Source organism: Gryllotalpicola protaetiae, assembly GCF_003627055.1.
Taxonomy (GTDB): Bacteria; Actinomycetota; Actinomycetes; order Actinomycetales; family Microbacteriaceae; genus Gryllotalpicola; species Gryllotalpicola protaetiae.
In genome coordinates this window covers 2,386,908-2,403,163 of the sequence record NZ_CP032624.1, presented here as the reverse complement: position 1 = coordinate 2,403,163, position 16,256 = coordinate 2,386,908, and the positions used below count along the sequence as shown (strand labels likewise).

Here is a 16,256-nt window from a genome sequence, read left to right as displayed (position 1 = left end):
GCTATGAGCGCCCCGACCGCCGTTCCACCCACCATGCGCGCGGCTCTGCTCGACGGCGCCGAGCCGCGACTAAAGCTCACGCGGATCGCGACTCCAACCCCGCAGGCAGGCGAGGCGCTCGTGCGCGTCACCGCCTGCGGGGTGTGTCATACGGACCTGCACGTCATGCGCGGCGAGGTGGCATTCCCCCGCCCGGCGGTCCTCGGCCACGAGATCAGCGGCACCGTCGTCGCCTTCGGCGCCGGGACCACGGATCTGCGGGGCCTTTCAGCCGGCTCGCGAGTGGTCGGTTCGTTTATCATGCCCTGCGGGGAATGTGCCGCCTGCCGACGCGGGCGCGACGACCTGTGCTCGGAGTTCTTCCAGAAGAACAGACTGCGGGGCACCCTCTATGACGGCAGTAGCCGCCTGCGCATGCCCGACGGATCGTTCCTTGCGATGTACTCGATGGGCGGACTCGCCGAGTACAGCGTTGTGCCCGTCACCGCCCTCGCACCGTTCGGTTCAGAGGTGGATGAGGAGTCGGCCTGCATCGTCGGCTGCGCCGGCCTCACCGCCTACGGCGCTGTGTTCCGCACCGCACGACTCGAGCGTGGCGAGGCGGTGGCCATCATTGGGGTCGGCGGCGTCGGATCGAGTCTGATCCAGCTGTGCCGTGCCGCGGGCGCTGCAGAAGTGATCGCCGTCGACATCGCGGACGACAAGCTCGAGCGCGCGCGGGCGCTCGGTGCCACCCACACGGTCAACTCCCTGGTCGAGGATCCGGTGGTCGCGGTGAAGGACCGCACAGGCGGCGGGGTCGATGTGGCGTTCGAGGCGTTGGGGCGTCCAGCGACCTTCACCCAGGCATCCGCCATGCTCGGCGATGGCGGCCGGATGGTCGCCATCGGCATCGCCGCCGGGCGCGCCACCGCCGAAATCGAGATCACGCCGCTCGTGCGTCGCGGGCAATCGATCGCCGGGTCTTTCGGCGGGCGCACGCGCGAAGATCTGCCGAGAGTCATCGAACTCGTCGAGAACGGCGGGTTCGTCCCGGGCGATCTCATCACTCGACGATTCACTCTTGACGAGGCCGATGCCGCCTATCAGGCGCTCGCGCGCGGAGAGATCAACGGCCGAGCCATCGTCACGATGGCCGCGGCCGGCTGACCCGAAGTCGTTCCGTGCCCCGTGGGCGATGCGGCAGATGCCTAGCTTTCGCCGCCGTCGTCCCCGTCGTCTGGCGTGCCGACCACACCGATGCCCACCGCCTGATGGTTCGCCTCTTCCGGTTCGACCTCTGGAGCCTTCGGTTCTTCGGCCGGGTCTTTCTCGGTGCTCGGCTTCTGAAGCTCCTCTGCGTCGGGCATCTTCTCCTCGGCCGGCTCGCCTGTGTCGCTCATCTGAGCTCCTTCCGTTGCAGACAAGCCTTCGCTCGCCTCGGAAAGCCGACAACGGGGGTGTGCCCGCACGCGAATTGTGCAAGGGGGCAGCTCAAGCCGGTCGGTGACGACACGCCATTGGCGAGCGCTGGCCAGCGGCGGTCGGCACCGCGGTCAAGCCCCAATACGGGATTTCGGCGGAACGGATTCCTTTGCTTACGCTGTCCGCATCCAGGGAGCACGTGGGGGTGTGATGCGGGCGCATTCGGGTTGCGCCCGCATTCCTGGTAGCGGTGCGGCTTGATCGGGGAGCCGAGCTACGCCGCATCACCGCGGCCCGCGTCTCCGTCAGTGGAGTTCGCGGGCCGCGGTCATTCGGGTTGAGGTACGGACTCGGGTGCCCGCACAATCGACGGTAGTTGACACCTCGCGACGAGTGAGGGCCGCCGCCTCAGGATTGGCTCAAGCTTGATTGACCGAGTGCGACTACACAGTGAACGAACAATTTATTGTTCCGGATCAGGCGTAATCCCACCCATCGGGATGGATTCGATGTGGCGCACCGTCCATATAATCCGCGCGCGTTGGCGGCAGTTAGTGCGGACCCTCTGCGCACCGGGCCGACCGCGTACATCAGCTCCAGAACCCGGTCAGCCGCACCGCGACACTCCTCCCTTGCTCGAACCCAGCGCGCGCCGCAGCAGGCCGCGCCGCGAGGTTCATCATGTTGCCGCCGAACGCGTCGAGCGACGCGGCATCGGGCAGGATCGTCTCGACCCTGCTGCCACCGGCCCGCAGCTCATCGACTTGCGCCGCGAGCTGCATGCCCCACTCGAGCGGGTGCAGCGTGCGGCCGCCGAGGGGCGACAGCACCAGTACGCGCTCGAACCCCGCGGCCAGGTCGGCGTTCTCATTGCGCCGGTAGCCGCCATCGATGAACCGCCGCTCGCCGATGCGATACGGCGGCAGACCGAAGCCGTTCGAGGTGCTGGCGGCCACGGCATCCGCCAGCTCTACACCACTGTTCCTGTCGAAGACGACGCCATCGCCCGTCACCGGATCGACAGCGGTGATGCGGATGCTTCGCTCCGGCCACTCCTGCCGAGGCAGCCGCGCCGCGACCGTCGCGCGCCAGCGGGCGGCGGCGGAGGGGTCGGCGCCGGCATCCGCCTCAAGGGCTGCCGCCCCGATCTTGCGACGCATGTCGGCCGCGCTGTCGGCGCTCGCGATGATGCAGCGCAGTCGCTCGAGGTGATCGCTCTGGTTGAAGGCGGCCGGGCGCCCGCCGGAGCCTCGCGGTGGCGCCTGGCGCTGAGGCACGGGCTGGAGCACCGCGTCGAACAGTTCGGCAATGGGTGCGCTGGTGACCTGGGCGGCAGCCGTGGCGCCGGCTGAGGTGCCGACGATCAGCTCGGCATCCGCCGCCTCGACGCCTGCGTCGGAGAGACCGGCGATGACGCCGATCAACCAGGCGTTGCCGGCCGCGCCGCCGCCGCCGAGAACCAGGGCGCGAGCGTGCGCTGAAGAGGAGTCTGTGTTCATGGGAGTCGCCTTTCGCGATCGCGTGGCGGATGCTCCCCGGGGCGGCTAGTCGAGCCGCGCGATCGTGGACTGCGAGGGAGCACCCATTTCGAGTACTGCGTTCATGGGTCTCACCTCCTGCGTCTGATGACGGGTCACGATCGGGTCGACGGTAGCACGACGACATAGCGCGCGCTCGCGCGTGGCGGCCGCCTCGATGCGGTTGACGAATCCGTCCGAGCCTCCGGTGCAGGCACTGGCCGCTCACGCTTTTGGCAGTGCTGATGCCGTTCTGCTATTCCGTCGCGTTCAGCAACGCGGGGCCGCCGAGCGCATTCTGGCCAGCTCCGGCCGGTGCGTGCTCAACGAATGACCGACGGCCCGCGTGATACGCACGGACCACGCGGTCGAAGAGCGCATCCGTCTCGGTGTCGCCGTGTGCGATCTCCGGGTGGGCGGCGCGCCAGTCCAGCATCCGCCGCACGGCGCGCTCGAACGTCAGCTTCGGCGCGAAGCCGGGGACGAACCGGCGGATCTTCGTATTGTCGAAGACCGCCGAATGTCCCAAGTCGCCGACGAACTCACCGGACCAGAACCACTCCGGCGCGACCACCGGGAACAACTCGCTCGGCACATGCACCAGGTTCGGCTCTACGCCGAGTCCCCGAGCGAATAGATCGTAGATCTGGTCCCAGGTGAGCACGTCGTCACCTGTGATGTGGAACGTCTCACCGATCGCCCGTTCACTGCCGAGCAGCCCGACCAGCCCATGGGCGAAGTCCTCGGCGTGCGTGAGGGTCCACAACGACGTGCCGTCGCCGTGAACTGGCAGCTCGGCGCCACGGGCGAGTCGGTCGATCACCGTCCAATCCCCCGGCAGCGGCGGGTGAGCGTCGTCGTAGGTGTGCGACGGTCGGACCACCGTCACGGGGAAGCCCTCGCGGAGATAAGCGCGCCAAAGCGCCTGCTCTGCACGCCATTTCGCTGTCGCGTAGGGCAAAGGCGGATTCGGCCCCGTTGGCGTCGACTCGGAGATCGGCAGACTTCTCACGGGCTTCGAGTAGATGGACGCCGAACTGATGTGCACGTACTGCCTCGTGCGCCCATCGAACAGTTCCACCATGCGAGCCACGTCGTCCTCGTCGTACGAGAGGAAGTTGACTACCGCGTCGAACGAGCGATCGCCGACGGCTGCGATGACGGACGCATCGTCGGTCACGTCAGCAGTGAGCCACTCCACGGCAGCCGGCAATTCGCGCAAGCCGCGATTAGCTCCCCTGTTCAGCACCGAGACGTGAATGCCGTGGGCGACGGCGAGCCTAACGCTCGAGGCGCTGATTGTTCCCGTGCCCCCGAGGAACAAGACATTCAATGCGGCGGCGTCCTGCTCGAGCATTCCTTGACCTCCATTGGTCATTGACAGCCCAAATATCTACTCATGTTGACGAAACTCGAGAGCCATATTTTTCGCATCAACTCGGCGCGCATCGGCATCCTTGACAGCACATCTCGTCCGTTTTTATTCTAAACATTGATAGAAAGTTACTGTCAAGAATTGTAAAAACTTTCTAGACAAAGGAGTCACGCATGGTTCAGACCCCCCCGCGCCCTCTAGCCACTCGCGGAACAGCATTCGTCGATGGATTCGGGCAGGAGCGCAGGTTGCGAGGGGTATGCATCGGCGGCTGGCTTAATATGGAGAACTTCATCACGGGCTACTCCGCCAACGAATCGCTGATGCGGGCGAAGGTGACCGCTGCGATCGGGCAGGACCGCGCCGATCGGTTCTTCGACCGCTTCCTCGAGGTGTTCTACGCGGATGCCGACGCCGAATTCCTCGCCGACAACGGCTTCGATCTCGTGCGCATCCCCATCAACTACCACCACCTCGAGCGCGATGACAGACCGTTCGAGATCGTGGAGGCCGGGTTTCGGCACCTCGACCGAGCCATCGAACTCGGTGCCAAGTACGGCATCTACTCGATCATCGACCTTCACGCGCTGCCCGGCTCACAGAATCAGCACTGGCATTCCGACAATGCCACGCACATCGCGTCGTTCTGGCAGCATCGCCATTTCCAGGAACGCGTGCTCAATATCTGGCGCGCCATCGCGGACAGGTACAAGGGCAACCCGTGGGTTGCCGGCTACAACCTGATGAACGAACCCGCGGATGAGACTGGGAGCAGGGTGGGCCCGGTGTATCGTGAGCTCTTCGATGCGGTACGGGCCGTCGACCCCGACCACATCATCTTCCTCGACGGCAACACCTACTCGACCGACTTCAGCATGTTCGACGACCAGCCATGGCCGAACGTCGTGTACTCGCTGCACGACTACGTCGAGGCGAGCCTCGGCCGCGGCGGCCCATATGCAGGGAAGACCAGCGCGAGCGATAAGTTCTTGAAGCGCTCCGAGTATGCCCGCCGCACCGGAACGCCGATTCTGGTGGGCGAATTCGCTCCGATCTACACGAACGACGAGTCGGTCGACGTGGTCCGCCGCCAGATCCTCGCCGACCAGCTCGACATCTACCGGGACCACGACGCCAGCTGGACGTCGTGGATGTACAAGGACCTGGGAAGGCAGGGCCTCGTGAACGCCGCCCCGAAATCCCCATATCGGCAGCGCTTCGACGGCTTCGTCGCGAAGAAGGAGCGGCTCGGCGTCGATCAGTGGGGCAGCGACGGCTGGGGCCCGCGCGCAGTGACCATGCCGGTCCAGGAACTCGTCGACAGTGAGGCGCCGCACTTCGACCCGTACCCCTGGGGGCGCTTCGACTGGGTGCGCACCATGCTCCTCAATCTGACGCTGGCGCAACCGCTCGCGGATGAGTACGCGCAGTTGTTCTGCGGCCTCGACGACTCCGAGCTCGACGCCCTCGCCGACTCTTTCGCTTTCGAGAACTGCCAGGTTCGCGAGACCCTGCGCCGGCAACTCGTCGAGGGCTGAACAGTGCGCGTCTTCGTGACAGGAGGAACGAGCTTCATCGGGGGGCATGTCGTCCCGAAGCTGGTGGCCGACGGGCACCAGGTGACGATTCTCGCGCGGGATCCGGGAAAGATTCCGGGCTACGCCGGACTCGCCGGCGTCTCCATCGTCGCCGGCTCGCTTGCCGACGACGATGTCATCTTCGAAGCGCTCGCTGGCCACGACGCGCTCGTCCACCTGGCGCTGGGGCACGGCGGCACCGCTCGCGAGCGGGTCGTGAGCGACACCGTGACCACTGTGAACCTGTTCCAGAGCGCCGCGGAGCAGGGCTTACGCCACATCGTCCACACGTCGACCGTCGGGGTCTACGAGCACCGCCCAGGCCGCTACGGCGACTCGGACCCAGCCCGCCCGACGCACGTCTACGGCGCCACCAAAGCGGCGGGCGAAAGCTATGCCTTCGCGATCGCCGACAGCTACGGCATCCGTGCGAACGTGATCCGCCCTGGCTACACCTTCGGAGCACCCGAGACCGACGGGGCGCCGATCCAGAGCATGCCAGAGCTTCCCGAGATCGTGCGCGCGGTTGCAGCAGGCACGCCGGTCGAACTCGTCAGGAACGCGGGGCTGCAGTTCATCTGGGCCGGCGATCTCGCCCGTGTATATGCGGCTGTCCTCTCCTCTTCGGAGCCGAACCGACGCACGTTCACGGCGCTTTCGCCGGCGTTCATCACCTGGGAGACGGTCGCGCGCTGGGCCATCGACGAGCTCGGATCGCCGTCAGAGTTGTCTGTCGCGGACGAGGGCATCCGCGAAGCCGCCCTCACCTTCGACGTGAGCGAGATCGAGCGCGAGTTCGGCTTCGCATTCGACGCCGAGCCGAAACTGCGAGAGCACCTGCGTTACCTGGCGACGGCGCTCTGAGCGCAGCACCGGTCACTTCCCCGCGTACCAGTCCTCGTACGCATTCTCCGTCAGGATGATGTGGATGTCCGCCGGGCTCACGCCAAGCGCGGAGACCCGTGCGGTGATCGCCGCGAACAGCGCCTGCTTCGTCGCGAGCGGGTACCGATGCACACCGGTGATCCTGATGACAATCGGATGCCCTGCGGCATCCTCGCCCGCCCTGACCTCGCCTGCCGCGTGCGATCGGAACACCTGGAAGAGGTCGTCCCCCGGCACGTCGTAGACGTCGACCTGGGCTTCCTGCAGCGCTTGGCTGAGCCGGTCTTTGATGGACGCGTAGTGGTCGTGATCGAGGTCGACCTGGATGAGCGGCACGTGTGCTCCTTGCTCGTAAGGGGTGGTTTCGGAGAGCGCGACTACTTGATCGCGCCGGCGGACAGGCCGCGCTCGAACAGACGCTGCAGCGCGACGTAGGCGACGACCTCGGGGATTGCGGTGAGGACGGCAGAGGCGAGCACCTTCGTCTGGTCGTTGCTGAACTGGCTGACGAAGAACTGAGGGATCTGGGTGATCGTCTGCTTCGCCGGGTCCTGCAGGAACACAAGCGGCAGCAGGTAGTCGTTCCACGCATTGATCAGCGTGAAGATCAGTACGGCCGCCGCGATCGGGCGCGTCAGCGGGATCACGAGGTAGACGAAACCCCGCAGCGAGCCGGCGCCGTCAACCCGTGCCGCCTCGAACAGTTCGTGCGGGATCCCGTTGATGAAGTTCCGGCTCAGCAGCACCGCGAATGGAACCTGCAGCGCCGCCAGCGGGAGGATCACGGCCCAGTAGGTGTTGTAGAAACCGAGTGACGTCGCGGTCACGAACAGCGGCGTGATCAGCACCACCTCTGGCAGGGTGAGGCACGCCAGAAGCATCCAGAAATACACCTCGCGCGAGCGGATGTGGAGCTTGGCGAACCCATACGCAGCCAGCATCGTCAGCAGATAGACGATCAAGATCGTGGATGTCGCGATGATCGCGCTGTTGATGAAGAACTGGTAGAACCCGGGCACGCGTGTGACGGCAAGGTAGTTCCCCCACCCACGCCCAGCGAGGGACCCCTGGACCATCTCGATCAGCGGGAACAGGAACGGCAGGACGAGCAGTGTCAGGACGACCTGGAGAACGACCTTACCCCAACCCGTTCGAACTTCGAACATCTCAGGCCCTCGCCTTCTTCGCGTCACGTTCGCGGCCATTGAGCTGCAGCACGATCGCGGTTGCCAGCGCCAGGAAGAGGAGGACGATGGATGCCGCGGCGCCGTAGCCGACCTGGGCGAGCGGGATGCTCACGCGGTAGATGAATGTGCCGAGGAACTCCGTGGCGAAGTTCGGCCCCGCGAGGGTCACGAGGTACGGCACATCAAATGTCTTCAGAGCCCCGATCGCGCTGAGGATCGCGAGGGCCAGCGTCGTGCCTCGGACCATGGGCCAGATGATGCTCACGAGGGCGCGCGCATTGCTGGCCCCATCGATGCGCGCCGCCTCGAGGATTTCGGGGTCGATCTGGCTCATGGCCGCGAAGTAGAGGATGAAGGTGACGCCCGTCTGGCCCCAGATCTGGATGACCATGATCACGGGCAACGCGGTCGCGGATTGGGCGAGCCAGGGCTGCGCCAGGGCTCCCAACCCGATGTGCTCGAGCAGCAGATTGAAGCCGCCGTCGACGGCGAACATCTGGCGGAAGACCGGTGCCATGACCGCCGGGGCGATGACCACCGGCACGAAGATGATGATCTTGTAGAGCACCCCGAACTTCGGTCCGGAGTGGAGAAGAACGGCGAAGACGATCCCGAGGAAGGTCTGCACCACGAAGGTCACTATGTAGAACGCGACCGTGTGCCGCAGCGCCGCCCAGAAGATCGGGTCGTTGAACAGCATCACGAAGTTGCCCATGCCGACCCGCTGTGGGTCAGGCGCCGTGCCGTTCCAGTCGAGCGTCGAGATGTAGCCCGTGTAGCCGATGCAGAAATACATCAGACCAGCCGACACGATCAGCGCCGGGAGGATCCACGGCAGCCCACTGGGCACCAGCCCCCGTCGACGACGCCTCTCCTGCGTCCTCTCGGTCCGCACGCTCACGGCCATTTCAGTCATTGCGCTTCTTCCAGACGATTGGCATGTGCCTCGGTTCTTTCGACTGCGTTTGGAGCTTCACGGGCCTGCATTGCCCCGGGGCCGCACGGGCACATCGGCGACCTCGGGGCAATGGCTTGACCCGGCTACTTGCCGCCCGCTGTGCTCTGCAGCGTCGCCGCTGCCTGCTGCGGTGACGCGGACCCCTGCGCGACCGAGGTCGCGGCCACGCCGATTGCCTGCTGCAGCTGCGACGAGACGAGTGAGAGGCGCGGCTCCTTCACCGTGGTGGTCGTCTTGATGAGGTTCTGCAGGTTCGACTGTTGAGACCCCTGATCGACGAGTTCGACATTGCTCCAGTCGGGCTGCACGCCGTTGAGCGATGGGATGTCGGTCAGGACGTTCCCGACGACCTGCTGGCCGGCTTTGGAGGTCGTGATCCACGTGACGAAGGTCTTTGCCGCCGCCTGGTTGTTGGACTTCGCGTTGACAGCCAGGCCGTAGTCCGAGTCTCCGTACATCGACGGCGGGTTGCCGTTGCCTGCGACGTCAGGGAACGGGATGCTGATCATGTTGAACGGCTTCGCGTTCGCGACTCCTGCGGCGGAGACCGCAGCAGTCGCTCCGGACTCGGTGGCATATTGCATGTACCAGGTACCCATCATCACCATCGCGTACTTCCCGGAGAGGAAGGCGTTGTTGGCATCGGGGTACTGCTGCAGGCCCAGAGCGCCCTCGTTCATGATCCCGTTGGAGAACATCTTCTTCCAGATGGTGAGGGCTTGGACGATCGTCGGGTCAGTCCACTTCGCGTCCCCCTTGGAAGCCGCCGTCCACACGCCCGGCTTCACACTGTCTGCGATCGACTGCAGGGTGTCCTGGTCGAAGGCGACCTGCCCGGCGCCCTGCACGAAGCAGCCCTGCTTCTGCGTGGCGAGCGCCTTGCAGACATCCGCCCACTCATCGAGCGTTGTCGGCGGCGTCAGATGGTACTTGTCAAAGATGTCCTGGTTGATCCAGAGATTGCCAGCGAAAGTGGACCCGACGGACAGGCCGGTGAGCTTGCCCTTGACGGTGAGACTGTCGATACCGATGGGCGCGACTTTCGATTTCCAGTCGCTGCCGAGCGACTTCTGAACCGCCGGTGCCAGGTCTGACGCGTTCTGGTAGTACTCCTCTACCGACCCGATGCCGCCGCCCGGCGCGACGTCGAAGACGTCGGGGCCCACCTTGGAGGCGAGGGCGGGCCGCAGGCCGGCGTCATAGCCGGCAATCTGGAGCTGTTTGAAGGTGACATGAATGTCGGGATAGACCTTGTTGAACGCCTTGATGTACTCGGTGGCCGAGCCCGGCTCCGGGCTCCAACCCCACCAGGTGATGTTCCCCTTGGTCGCCGAGCCTGTGCTGGTGCTCGCCGCTCCGCCGGAACTGCAGCCGGCGACGGCGATGAGGGCGATCCCTGCAATGGCAGCCGCGCTGATCGCGCGGATCCTCGCCCGTCTGGCGTAGGACCTGATTGACATGAGCTCTCCAATAAATCTGTTGAGACGGCGGGCTCAGGGCCTGTTGGCACCGGGGCTGAGCTCAGTGGCTGCCCGGGTGTCCGCGAAATGCTCGAGAACGCCGGCTGGTGCTGGCCGCGTCGCCGAGGCATGAGGAGCTCGGGGATTCGGCCGGGTGAACTGGGACAGGGGTGGTGCTCCTTTTTCGAGGCGACGTTGCCTTCTGGTCCGCGTGATGCTCGTCAACATCGGCGCACCGTCTTGCCGATCAAGCTAGGCGCACGCAACTGTTGTGTCAATATTTCGTTCTCTCATTGATACTGTTTCAAGACTTTCCCTGACGAAGGAGCTTTTATCACACGGAATTGGTCCGCGTTGACGGGACATTTGTCGCGCGCTCGTCGCGAAATAGTTTTTGCGGGATGGCCCGATCGAGGCCTCTCGTGCGCATAAACTGCGGGTCATGAATGCAGCGCAGGGGCCAGATCGCCCCGAAAGAGCGACCCTCGCGACGATCGCCAGCGACGCGGATGTCTCGATGGCGACGGTCTCGAAGGTGCTCAACGGTCGCCCCGGCGTGGCTCATGAGACGCGCGACCGCGTGCAGAGCCTGCTGCAGGCGCGCGGGTACTCAAAGCCAGGCAGCGACCGCCTCGTCGCCCCGCTCGTGGAGATCGTGTTCAATGAGCTTGAAGACGGCTGGTCGCTAGAGCTGCTGCGCGGCGCCGAGGAAGTCGTGCGCGAAAGCGGCATGAGCCTCGTGGTGACCAAGAGCGGCGACAGGCACGCCCCCGCAGCCGATTGGATCGAGGGCGTGATCAAGCGGCGACCCTTCGGCGTGATTCTCGTTCTGTCCGACCTCGCCGCAGAGCCGAAACGTCAGTTGCGGCGACGCAACATCCCGTTCGTGCTGGTCGACCCGTCCGGGGAGCCGGCCGCCGATGTGCCATCTATTGGGTCGGCCAACTGGTCAGGCGGCGTGCTTGCGACGAAGCATCTGCTCTCACTCGGCCATCGCGACATCGGCGTGATCGCCGGCCCACAGGACGTCACCAGCGCACGTGCGCGACTTTCCGGATTTCGCTCGGCGATGGCGGATGCCGGCGTGCCGGTGCGCGAGGAGCTCATCATTCCCGGCAACTACCACCTCGACAGCGGCGTCGAGGGCGGTCTGCAGATGCTCTCGGATTCGAAGCCCCCGACTGCGATCTTCGCGACGAACGACCTTCAGGCACTCGGCGTATACGAAGCCGCGCGCACGAAGGGCCTAGTCGTGCCGGACGACCTCTCCGTGGTCGGATTCGATGACGTGCACTTCTCGGCATGGTCGGGGCCGCCGCTCACCACCATCCACAACCCGCTGAGCAAGATGGCTGCAGAGGCCGCACGGCTACTGGTGCGTTTCCGAGACGAGAACCAGCTCGACAGCATCCGTCGGGACCTGGCGACCTCGCTCATCGTGCGGAAGAGCACGGCACCGTTGAAGCTCTAGCGGCGGCACCTGCGGGAAACATTTTCACTCACAAGCGAAACAGTTGCCATTGCCGGTACGTGGTCATTAGCGTGATCCCACACGAGCTGGACGCCTCATGGTGGGGCGCAGCTCGCGAAGGAGACCTGATCATGCCGCTCATCACCGTCGATCTGCCGCAGTCCATGTACAACGAAAAGGGTCACGCGATCGGCGCGGCTCTGCACCGCGCACTCGCAGGCTCACTTAGCGTGTCGCCGGCGGAGACGCTTCAGGTGTTCAATCCGTACGACGACGCGCTGCCTCCGACGCGCTTCGGCGGCGCGGGCAGCGATCACACCGTCGTCGGCGTGACGGTTCCGCGCGGGTACAGCTACGACCAGAAGCAGTCGCTCTATACGCAGATCCTCGTCGAACTCGGACGGCTCGGACTCAACCCGGGGAATGTGCACATCCCTCTGAACGAGAACAACTCCTACGACTGGTCCGTCGGCGCGCGGTGACAGGCCACGCCTCAGCGGAGGGGCTGGCGCGTCACCCAGCGCGCGCTGCGATCGATCAGCAGGCGGTGCTCCTGCGAGCCGAATGAACGCGCGTCGTGTCCGAGAGTGTCGACGACGACCCGGCCCAGGCCATAGCTTCGCGTCCAGACCAGCGGATGCCGCACGCCGTCGAGGTCGTGGAAGACGAACGGTGCCAGGTCGGGGGCGAGTCGGAGATTGCTGTAACGCTCATCGACGAGCTCGAAATCGTGCAAATGAGCGGCGATCGGGTGCACCGCAGCATCCAGTAGTAGCCGTGAAGGTCCAACAGGCGGGTGACCGGACCCTTCGACCCACGCCATTCCCGTGATCTGCTCCCACTCCGGGATGCCGACGAGCCCGGACGCTCCGACGTGAATGGCGAGCACACCGCCGCCGTTCTCGAGGAACTTCAGCACACCGGCGCGTGCCGGCCCGCGTTTGTCTGACTCGGGCCCCGCTGCCGCGTTGGCGACGATCAGGTCGACGGCGCCGAGGTCCGCCGCAGCGTCTTCGACATCTTCGCGCACTGCCACCGTGAATCCCGCATCGCCAAGGATCTCAGCGATCGCAGCAGAGGTCTCGGCAAACGGGTGCCACGGGTCGGAATACTGTCCGCCCCCCGAAAGAATCGTCGCTCGCATTATTTGGGAACCTCCTCGTTGAGATTGGGCGTCGAGTCGCCCGTAGCGAAAGTCTATCGATGACATTCAGCAGGTTTTCGTCGAAGTTCGATTGCTTCAAACCTCCCGGATCCCAGACGGCACGGGCCCCTTGACGGCGCTCCCCCGCGATCCTTAGGCTGATGCGCATCGAGGTGGTTGGAAACCTTCGTCCAGCAAATAATGAAACATTTCGGCAAAGGAGCCCAAGCGGTGCCGTATATCCAAATCGAGCTCGACCGCGACCTCTACGAGTCCAAAGCTGATGAGATCAGCGCCGCGATCCACGCGGCGCAGTGGGAGCTTCCGGAACTCGGCATTCCCGAGAGCGATCTGTTCCAGGTGTTTCACCCGCGCGAGCCCGGCGAGATCGTGTTCGATCCGCAGTACAACGGCGTCGATCGACAGAACCTCATCGTTCTCCAGGTGCTTCTGGTTTATCGGCACCCGATCTCGCAGAAGCAGGCGCTCTACGCCAACATCGTCGCGAAGCTCGGCGAGGTCGGAATTCGACCGGAGGACATTCTGATCATCCTTCTCGAGAACGGCTTCGAGGACTGGAAGCTCTCGGACGCGACCGAAGCCGCTCGGGCTGTACTCGCGGCCGAGCACTAGACGGCGCAGGAAGTGCTCGACTCTCGGCAGGCAAGGCCCACTCGTCGGTCATGATTCGCCCCGATACGGCAGGCCGCCGGGCGGCGTGAACAGGGGCGCGATGCCGGATGCCTGCGTCGCACTCAACTGCGCCAGGTACACGGCTCGCCAGTTCTCGAACGCGGCGTCGTACTCGGCGACCGCCTCGGGCGACGGCACGACGGCCCGCCCCGACGCGCCGACCGGCGCGAGCGCCGCACCCACCGCGGCGGCGGCCAGGCGCACCGCCCCATACGCCGTGGCCTCCGGCGCCATCGATGTCTGCACGGTGAGGCCGGTGGCCTCGGCGATGATCTGCGGCCAGAGCGCCCCCGCGCTCGATCCGCCGGTGAGGATCACCTCGCCAGCCGCCAGCGCGCGGCCGGCGGTCACCTCGCCCAGGATCGAGAGATGCCCGCGCGCGACGTACGCCGCGGCCTCCTCGATCGCGCGGACGAACGTTCCCCGGTCGAAGCCCTCCGCCGAATTGATGTCGAAGCCGACGAAGGCGGGGGCGGCGTGGTGCCAGGCATCCGCCTGCATGATGTTGGAGAGCACCGCGACCAGTCCGTTCGAGCCGCGCGGCGCAGCGCTCGCCCATCTCTCCATCGCGTCGTACGCGCTGCCGCCCTCGCTCGTCGCGTCGGGGCAGAACGCGTCGCGGAACCAGCGCATGCTGAGGCCGCTCAAGAAGTTGATGCCCTCGATCATCCAGGTGCCCGGGGCGACCCCGCAGAGGGTGCGCAGGCGACGCCCGGGGTCAATCAGCGGCTCGTCGCTGACGAAGGTGGTCTGCCAGAAGGTGCCGGCGACGATCGTCGGCACGCCGCCGCGCGCGCCAATGCCGTGCAGCGCGAGCTGCGTGTCGGCACCGCCGACTACGACCGGCGTGCCGACGGGCAGGCCCGTGGCGACGGCTGCCTCAGCCGTGACCGCCCCCGCGACGGCCCCGCACTCGAGCACCTCGGGAAGGACGCCGCGGGGAAGCTCGATCGCGTCGGCGAGCTCGCCCGACCAGCCGCGTGCGGCGAGGTCGAACAGCGCGCTGCTCGAGCCGCAGCTCGGGTCGGTGGTGAACTCGCCGGTGAGCCGGTAGACGACCCAGTCGCTCAGCATGCCGAGGTGGCGGGCCGCGGCCAGAACGTCCGGCCGTTCCTGCTGCAGCCAGAGCAGGCGAGAGGGCGCGGTGATCGAGACCCAGTCGCCGGCGAGCTCGTAGATGCGGGCCGCCACACCGCGCTCGGCGAGCTGCTCGGCCTGCCTGCGCGCCCGCCCGTCGGTGTTCGGGCAGGCGAAGATCTCGGTGCCGTGCTCGTCATAGAGCACGAATCCCTCGCGCATGCTCGAGACGCCGATCGACGCGACCTGCCGGTTGCCGAGCCGCCCGACGACTTGGCGCACGGCCGACGAGATCAGCGACCAGCCGCCTGCCGTGTCGAAATCGGCGCCGCCGGGGTGCCCGGGGGTCGGCCGGTGGGTCCATTCGCGCGACGCGCGCGCGACGACGGCGCCGGTCTGGTCGAACGCGATCGCGCGCACCGACCCGGTGCCTGCGTCGATCGCGAGGAAGACGGCGTCGTCGGCCGTCACCTGAGCCACTTCAGCTCGCCGCCGGTCGTGAACGCCAGGATCTCGTCGGCGAGCATCTGCGCCCCGCGCTGCAGCGTCTCGAAGGTCGCACCTGCGATGTGCGGCGTGAGGATGACGTTCGGCTCGGCGAGCAGCTCACGCCAGGGGCCGTCGGTCTCGGCGACATCCATCGCCGCACCGCCGAGGTGGCCGCTGCGCACCGCGTCGAGCAGCGCGCTCTCGTCGACGAGCGACTCGCGCGCCGTGTTGATGAAAAACGCGCCCCGGCGCAGGGCAGCGAACTGCTCGGCGCCGATCAGATGCCGGTTCTCGGCGGTCGCGCGCGCGTGCAGGCTCACGATGTCGACCTGGGGCAGCAGGTCGTCGACGCTGTCGACCCGGGTCACGCCCGCGACCGACCCCGCTGGCACATACGGGTCGAACGCCAGCACCTCGAGCCCGAGTGCGAGCGCCCGCTCGGCCACCAGCCTGGCGACGTTGCCGAGGCCGACGAGCCCTAGCCTGCGGCCCTTGAGCTCGAACCCGAACCAGCGGGCGCCGTCGAAGGTCGATTCGACGAGCGGCAGGTCCGAGTCGCGGCGCCGCTCGGCATCGCGCACCGACGCGGGCACGTTGCGCAGCAGGTCGATGAGGAACCCGATCGTGAGGTCGGCGACGGCCGCCGCGTTCTTGCCGGGGGTCGTGGTGACCGCGACGTCGCGCTCCGCGGCCGCGGCCAGGTCGACGTTGACGGGGCCGCCGCGCGCGCAGCCGAGCAGCTCGATCGACGGATTCTCCTCGATCACCCGGCGGCTGACCGGGGCGCCGTGGAACGCCACGATGCGATGCCCGTCGATGAGCGCGCTCACCTCCGCCGGGTCGCCTTCGAACTCGCTCAGCCCGTCGGTCGGCCACGTGGGGCTGTCGGTGATCGTCACCGTCGTCGCATCGGCTTCGAGCCCATGCTGCTGCAGGGCGTCGACGAAGAGCGCGGCGTTCATGTAGCTGTCCCCGATGACGAGGATTTCGTGAGGCATCCCGCTCCTAAGGTGTCTTCT

Annotated in this window: 16 protein-coding genes; 6 read left to right on the top strand and 10 right to left on the bottom strand. The window is 66.3% G+C overall.

Annotated features, from left to right (window positions below; translation table 11 throughout):
• The first annotated feature begins 3 nt into the window (after positions 1-3).
• A complete protein-coding gene (locus tag D7I44_RS11765) occupies positions 4-1,149 on the top strand; it encodes a zinc-binding dehydrogenase (protein WP_120789671.1) in 1,146 nt (381 codons plus the stop codon).
• Between the two features lie 41 nt (positions 1,150-1,190).
• Here the strand turns inward: D7I44_RS11765 and D7I44_RS11760 are convergent, their stop codons facing one another.
• The 3 genes from D7I44_RS11760 to D7I44_RS11750 all read right to left on the bottom strand — a co-directional run bounded on the left by D7I44_RS11760 (position 1,191) and on the right by D7I44_RS11750 (position 4,278).
• On the bottom strand, positions 1,191-1,382 hold the full coding sequence (locus D7I44_RS11760) for a hypothetical protein (RefSeq protein ID WP_120789670.1): 192 nt from the start codon (positions 1,380-1,382) through the stop codon (positions 1,191-1,193).
• 612 nt (positions 1,383-1,994) lie between these two features.
• Positions 1,995-2,903 carry a patatin-like phospholipase family protein gene (locus D7I44_RS11755; protein ID WP_120789669.1) on the bottom strand — a complete coding sequence of 303 codons (909 nt, stop codon included), beginning with the start codon at positions 2,901-2,903 and terminating at the stop codon, positions 1,995-1,997.
• 274 nt (positions 2,904-3,177) lie between these two features.
• Positions 3,178-4,278 (bottom strand): NAD-dependent epimerase/dehydratase family protein, encoded by a 1,101-nt coding sequence (locus tag D7I44_RS11750; protein WP_120789668.1) that lies wholly within the window; start codon positions 4,276-4,278, stop codon positions 3,178-3,180.
• Positions 4,279-4,469: 191 nt separating this feature from the next.
• Between D7I44_RS11750 and D7I44_RS11745 the strand changes: the two genes are divergently transcribed.
• On the top strand, positions 4,470-5,834 hold the full coding sequence (locus tag D7I44_RS11745; RefSeq protein WP_120789667.1) for a glycoside hydrolase family 5 protein: 1,365 nt from the start codon (positions 4,470-4,472) through the stop codon (positions 5,832-5,834).
• Positions 5,835-5,849: 15 nt separating this feature from the next.
• On the top strand, positions 5,850-6,737 hold the full coding sequence (locus D7I44_RS11740) for an NAD-dependent epimerase/dehydratase family protein (RefSeq protein WP_162940238.1): 888 nt from the start codon (positions 5,850-5,852) through the stop codon (positions 6,735-6,737).
• Positions 6,738-6,749: 12 nt separating this feature from the next.
• Here the strand turns inward: D7I44_RS11740 and D7I44_RS11735 are convergent, their stop codons facing one another.
• The 4 genes from D7I44_RS11735 to D7I44_RS11720 all read right to left on the bottom strand — a co-directional run bounded on the left by D7I44_RS11735 (position 6,750) and on the right by D7I44_RS11720 (position 10,363).
• The gene (locus D7I44_RS11735; protein WP_120789665.1) at positions 6,750-7,094 is read right to left on the bottom strand and encodes a tautomerase family protein; all 345 of its coding nucleotides are present in this window, start codon (positions 7,092-7,094) and stop codon (positions 6,750-6,752) included.
• A 41-nt stretch (positions 7,095-7,135) separates the two neighbouring features.
• On the bottom strand, positions 7,136-7,924 hold the full coding sequence (locus D7I44_RS11730; RefSeq protein WP_120789664.1) for a carbohydrate ABC transporter permease: 789 nt from the start codon (positions 7,922-7,924) through the stop codon (positions 7,136-7,138).
• 1 nt (position 7,925) lies between these two features.
• On the bottom strand, positions 7,926-8,861 hold the full coding sequence (locus D7I44_RS11725) for a carbohydrate ABC transporter permease (protein ID WP_120789663.1): 936 nt from the start codon (positions 8,859-8,861) through the stop codon (positions 7,926-7,928).
• A 125-nt stretch (positions 8,862-8,986) separates the two neighbouring features.
• Complete coding sequence (locus D7I44_RS11720; RefSeq protein ID WP_120789662.1) at positions 8,987-10,363, bottom strand: ABC transporter substrate-binding protein; 1,377 nt, start codon at positions 10,361-10,363, stop codon at positions 8,987-8,989.
• A gap of 442 nt (positions 10,364-10,805) precedes the next feature.
• On the opposite strand from D7I44_RS11720, the gene D7I44_RS11715 reads away from it, so the two are divergent.
• Both D7I44_RS11715 and D7I44_RS11710 read left to right on the top strand, forming a co-directional pair.
• On the top strand, positions 10,806-11,834 hold the full coding sequence (locus D7I44_RS11715) for a LacI family DNA-binding transcriptional regulator (RefSeq protein WP_120789661.1): 1,029 nt from the start codon (positions 10,806-10,808) through the stop codon (positions 11,832-11,834).
• A gap of 131 nt (positions 11,835-11,965) precedes the next feature.
• The gene (locus D7I44_RS11710) at positions 11,966-12,316 is read left to right on the top strand and encodes a tautomerase family protein (protein WP_120789660.1); all 351 of its coding nucleotides are present in this window, start codon (positions 11,966-11,968) and stop codon (positions 12,314-12,316) included.
• An 11-nt stretch (positions 12,317-12,327) separates the two neighbouring features.
• Here the strand turns inward: D7I44_RS11710 and D7I44_RS11705 are convergent, their stop codons facing one another.
• On the bottom strand, positions 12,328-12,870 hold the full coding sequence (locus D7I44_RS11705; protein WP_425459313.1) for a ThuA domain-containing protein: 543 nt from the start codon (positions 12,868-12,870) through the stop codon (positions 12,328-12,330).
• A 285-nt stretch (positions 12,871-13,155) separates the two neighbouring features.
• Here D7I44_RS11705 and D7I44_RS11700 point away from each other — a divergent pair, with 285 nt between their 5' ends.
• Positions 13,156-13,611, top strand: coding sequence for a tautomerase family protein (locus D7I44_RS11700; protein ID WP_162940236.1), 456 nt, complete (start codon positions 13,156-13,158; stop codon positions 13,609-13,611).
• Between the two features lie 48 nt (positions 13,612-13,659).
• On the opposite strand, the gene D7I44_RS11695 is transcribed toward D7I44_RS11700, so the two are convergent.
• Complete coding sequence (locus D7I44_RS11695) at positions 13,660-15,219, bottom strand: FGGY family carbohydrate kinase (RefSeq protein WP_162940235.1); 1,560 nt, start codon at positions 15,217-15,219, stop codon at positions 13,660-13,662.
• Positions 15,216-16,235 (bottom strand): NAD(P)-dependent oxidoreductase, encoded by a 1,020-nt coding sequence (locus tag D7I44_RS11690; protein ID WP_120789656.1) that lies wholly within the window; start codon positions 16,233-16,235, stop codon positions 15,216-15,218. Before D7I44_RS11690 ends, D7I44_RS11695 begins: the two co-directional genes overlap by 4 nt.
• Between the last annotated feature and the right edge of the window lie 21 nt (positions 16,236-16,256).